This window comes from Vibrio nigripulchritudo ATCC 27043, assembly GCF_000222685.1.
Lineage (GTDB): Bacteria > Pseudomonadota > Gammaproteobacteria > Enterobacterales > Vibrionaceae > Vibrio > Vibrio nigripulchritudo.
In genome coordinates, this window is record NZ_AFWJ01000142.1 from 1 (window position 1) to 4,745 (window position 4,745).

Below are 4,745 nucleotides of genomic sequence, written 5' to 3' on the forward strand. Positions count from 1 at the left end.
CCTTCCTGCGGCAACACTGGCCGTGTTCTTCCGACAGGAGCTGATCAACACACCTCAGTACATGAAAAAGCTGCAGTCGGAATACGACAGCGTCAGTCGCCTTGTGTATTCAGGGAATCAGTTGGTGTCTGCGGCAGATTTCCACATCAAATTGCTGCAAGCCCGTATTCGTACAGTTCTTGGTCGAATGACCGATTCTGCTGCGCCACTACACCAGCTTTCGGACGACTTAAGCGATACAGCCATTCGCGCAATGAGTGCGATTCGCCAACAGAACACAGACATTCACCATGTCGCCAGTGCCGTAAACGATATGGCGGACTCTGCGGGTCAGGTCTTTGAGCACGCTTCACAAACTCAGTTACTGATCAACGACACTCAAGACCAATGTAAGGTGACTCGCTCTAAAATTGATGCGACGGAGAATCAGTTAAATGAACTGGCGTCTCAGGCTGAACAGGCGACACAAACTACATACCAGCTGAGCGAGCAGGCCCAAAAAGTCAGTTCCGTAATGTCCGAAATCAGTGGCATTGCAGAACAGACTAACCTGCTGGCACTGAACGCTGCGATAGAAGCGGCGCGTGCGGGAGAGCAGGGACGTGGGTTTGCCGTGGTAGCGGATGAAGTACGCGCGCTTTCTTCACGTACTCAGAATGCAACGGAAACCATTCAGGCGAGCTTAAGTCAGATGCTCAGCACCATTACAACATGGCAGAAAGACATCGAAAGCAGCCGCGATCAGACGGGAGACTGTGTCACCATCGCTCAGGAAGGCGCGCAGTGTTTGCAACAGATAGAGCAAATGATGACCGATATACACGGTCTGATTGATCAGGTTTCTAATTCTGCAAACGAGCAGACCCAGCTTTCTCAGCAAGTAAGTAATCGAATACACTCCATCGCCCAGACATCTGAAAATAACTTAGCTGAAACCGATCTGGTTGAACGCAATAGTCAGGTGCTAAAGCAAGGGGTAGACAAACTTTATCAACTGGCTAAGCAATTCGAGCAAAAATAAAAGAAAAACGGTGGGGTACGGGCGTACCCCACCAAAAAGACTTGCCAAATCAGTCTGTTCCACTGCCTCTGTAATTGGAACTTCCTGAGTCCTAAACGTCAGGAATGGCAAGCCAGGCTGGAAGTCATTATTCTTATCTGCTCCTTATCTTATCGCTATTCATTTACCGCACTCTGCAGCCAAACCTCTTGCCCTTTCAGTTCTACCGACCAGGTTTTTAAGCGCTGCTCCGGCTCCTCCAGGCACTCGCCTGTTTCCAAGCTGAAATGTTGTTTGTACATGGGAGAAGCAACGCACACGGTATCCCCTTGGGTGCCAACAATCCCGCGGCTCATCACATAAGCTTTGCTAATCGGGTCCCAGTTACCCACAGCGAATACTCTGGCTTCTTTACCGGGAACCAGAAATAGCGCCACCTGTTGCTCGTCAAAAACACACCCCACGCCTTGATAAGGCGCAAGCTGGTTGATGTCGCAGACTTTCTTCCACATCACTTCATCTCCTGAACATCACTGACAAAGGTACTCGGAATCCGCTGCCCGCGAACACGTTGATACGGCAATGGCACACTGTCGCCTTCCTGATTGATGAAAGGCCGGAATCGTGCGCGTTTCTCTTTCGAATCAACGGTCGATTTCCACTCGCACTGATAGGTTTCCACTATGTGTTGCATCTGAGATTCGAGTTGCTCGTTAAGCCCCAGAGAGTCGTCCAGAACCACGCTTTTCAGGTAATCCAACCCGCCTTCAAGGTTTTCCATCCAGACTGAAGTGCGCTGGAGTTTGTCGGCGGTTCGGACGTAAAACATCAACACTCGGTCGATCAAAGTGATCAGCGCATCTTTGGAAAGATCGGACGCAATCAGGTCGGCATGTCGAGGGCGCATTCCACCATTTCCACAAACGTACAAATTCCAGCCATTTTCGGTAGCAATAACACCAATGTCTTTGCTTTGCGCTTCAGCGCATTCACGGGTGCAGCCAGATACCGCCATTTTCAGTTTGTGTGGCGACCGCAATCCCTTGTAGCGATTCTCCAGCTCTATCGCCAGCCCGACTGAATCATCGACTCCGTATCGGCACCAGGTAGAACCCACGCATGACTTAACGGTTCGCAGCGATTTGCCATACGCATGACCGGTTTCAAACCCTGCCTGAATCAGTTGTTCCCATATGTCCGGAAGCTGTTCCATTTTGGCTCCAAACAAATCGACTCTCTGACCACCGGTGATCTTGGTGTACAGATCGTACTGCTTGGCGACTTCGCCTAAGCGAATCAGTTTGTCTGGGGTAATCTCTCCACCGGGCACCCGCGGAACCACGGAATAGGAACCGTCTTTTTGCAGATTCGCCATAAAGGCATCGTTGGAATCTTGAAGTGGCTGATGTTTGGGTTCAAGAATGTGCTCATTCCACAAGGAGGCAAAAATCGATGCAGCGGTCGGTTTGCACAAATCACACCCCATGCCTTTGCCGTGCTTAGCGAGCAATTCATCGAAGTCTCGAATATTTTCGACCTGACACAGGTGAAATAACTCCTGCCGTGAATACGCGAAGTGCTCACAGATGTGATTGTTCACTTCCATCCCCATAGCCGCAAGTTCGGCGTCCAGCACGGTTTTCACCATATTGGTACACCCCCCACACCCGGTACCCGCCTTGGTTTCGGCTTTCAGGGTATTCAAATCGTGCGCCCCTGCCTGAATCGCGACCACCAAATCGCTTTTTGTCACGTTATGACAAGAGCAGATTAAGGTGTTATCTCCGATTTCCCCAGAAAGAGGCGACGCATCGAACAGAAGCTCGGCGGGGTACTCTGGCAACGGGGTTTGATTGAGATAGCATTGAAGCAGAGCATCGTAGTCGGTGTTGTCTCCCACCAAGATTGCCCCAAGCAACTGTGTGCCAGACGCGTCGGTGATGAGCTTTTTGTAGATCCCGGTATTGGCATCCTGAAGCACCATTTCCTGAGCCCCTTCGGTCTGCATTTGTGCATCCCCAATGGAGGCAACGTCCACACCCAGCAGCTTGAGTTTGGTGCTCATGTCTGCACCAGTGAAGGTACTGTCTGTGCCTGTAAGCTGGTCAGCTACAGCACGCGCCATTTGGTAACCCGGCGCAACCAGCCCAAAGATTTTGTTTTGCCACAGGGCGCATTCGCCAATCGCAAAAATATTGGGATCGCTGGTGCGGCATGCGTCATCGACCACAATCCCGCCTCGTTCACCAATATCCAGTCCCGCTTGCCTTGCTAAGGCATCCTGCGGTCGGATACCGGCAGAGAAAACGATCACATCCACTTCCAGTGGCGCTTGATCTTTCAGTACCATTCGATGATAAGCGTTTTCCCCGTCAATGATGTTTTCGGTGGCGGTAGATGTGTGAACTTTTAAGCCCAAGGCTTCAATTTTCTTTTGCAGAACATTGCCTGCACCAGCGTCGAGCTGAACAGGCATTAACCGCGGCGCAAATTCGATAACATGGGTTTCTAAGCCCAGTAATCGCAATGCATTCGCTGCTTCCAAGCCCAGCAGCCCACCACCAATCACCGCACCCGTTTTCGCCCCTTCACATGCGGTGCGAATTTCAGATAAATCATCCAGAGTCCGATAGACAAAGCTATTGGGTCGATCGTGCCCCGGAATAGGTGGCACAAAAGGGTATGAGCCAGTCGCCAACACCAGTTGGTCGTATCCTAAGACCACCTCGTCATCCATGGTGATGCGTCTTTGTTCAGTTTGAATTGACGTGACCTGACTGCCTAATATCAGTTCAATCCCGTGTTTTTGATACCACTCTTCACTACCCAGCATCAGATCTTCATGAGATCGCCCTGAAAACAACGAAGACAGCTGAACCCTGTCGTACGCAATGAAACGTTCTTCACCAATCACCGTAATCCGGTAATTCAGGTGTGCGTGCTTTTCCACCAGAGAGACCACCAGTTGGTGTCCCACCATGCCATTTCCAACAATGACCAAATGTTCCATAGTGCTTCCTCCCTAGGCGCTTTTGGTCGCTTGAACGGGCGACTCTTCAATGGGTGTGGCGGATGTTTTAACGGTCTGAGGTTTGGCTTGTTTCTCATAGAGGAAACGCAGCACCGACTGACGGTATTTCTGATAACGCGTATCGTCGGCTAATTCGACTCGGTTCCTTGGTCTGTCTAGTTCCACGCTCAATACTTCTCCGATGGTGGCCGCCGGACCGTTGGTCATCATCACAATTCGATCCGACAGCAATACGGCTTCATCCACATCGTGCGTAATCATGATCACCGTGGTATTCAAATCTGCATGAATCGCCATCAGCGCATCCTGAAGGTGTGCCCGTGTCAGAGCATCCAAAGCGCCAAAGGGTTCATCCATCAGCAGCACTTTGGGTTTGAGTGCCAACGCACGTGCTATACCGACACGTTGCTTCATACCACCAGATATCTCACTCGGCTTTTTATCGCTCGCGTGGGTCATCTGCACCAAATCGAGATAGTGCGATACCTGTTCTCTCACCCAGGTTTTGCTTTTTCCGGTTGCTATCTGTTTGATCGCCAGTTCGACGTTCTGATAGACCGACAGCCAGGGCAGCAAAGAGTGGTTTTGAAACACCACTGCCCGCTCTGGTCCCGGTCCATCCACTTCGCGTCCATCCAATATCACACCGCCATCTGTTGGGTCGTATAACCCGGCGACCAAATTCAATACGGTGGATTTACCGCAGCCAGAATG

General features: G+C 51.0%; 4 protein-coding genes. 1 reads left to right on the forward strand and 3 read right to left on the reverse strand.

Going from position 1 to position 4,745, the window contains the following annotated elements:
• On the forward strand, positions 1–1,021 hold a 1,021-nt coding region (locus RH89_RS13025; RefSeq protein ID WP_004402503.1), incomplete at its 5' end, for a methyl-accepting chemotaxis protein.
• Positions 1,022–1,176: 155 nt separating this feature from the next.
• Here RH89_RS13025 and nirD read toward each other — a convergent pair.
• The 3 genes from nirD to RH89_RS13040 form a co-directional block, all read right to left on the reverse strand.
• Positions 1,177–1,512, reverse strand: a complete 336-nt coding sequence (nirD, locus tag RH89_RS13030; RefSeq protein WP_004402506.1) for a nitrite reductase small subunit NirD — start codon at positions 1,510–1,512, stop codon at positions 1,177–1,179.
• Complete coding sequence (gene nirB, locus RH89_RS13035; protein ID WP_004402507.1) at positions 1,512–4,010, reverse strand: nitrite reductase large subunit NirB; 2,499 nt, start codon at positions 4,008–4,010, stop codon at positions 1,512–1,514. Before nirB ends, nirD begins: the two co-directional genes overlap by 1 nt.
• Positions 4,011–4,022: 12 nt before the next feature.
• The coding region (locus RH89_RS13040) for an ABC transporter ATP-binding protein (protein WP_004402510.1) at positions 4,023–4,745 on the reverse strand (723 nt) is incomplete at its 5' end.

Bases quoted from the DNA above. Each gene is read 5' to 3' on its own strand.
- nirD (WP_004402506.1), bottom strand. From the start codon at position 1,512: ATGTGGAAGAAAGTCTGCGACATCAACCAGCTTGCGCCTTATCAAGGC.
- nirB (WP_004402507.1), bottom strand. From the start codon at position 4,010: ATGGAACATTTGGTCATTGTTGGAAATGGCATGGTGGGACACCAACTG.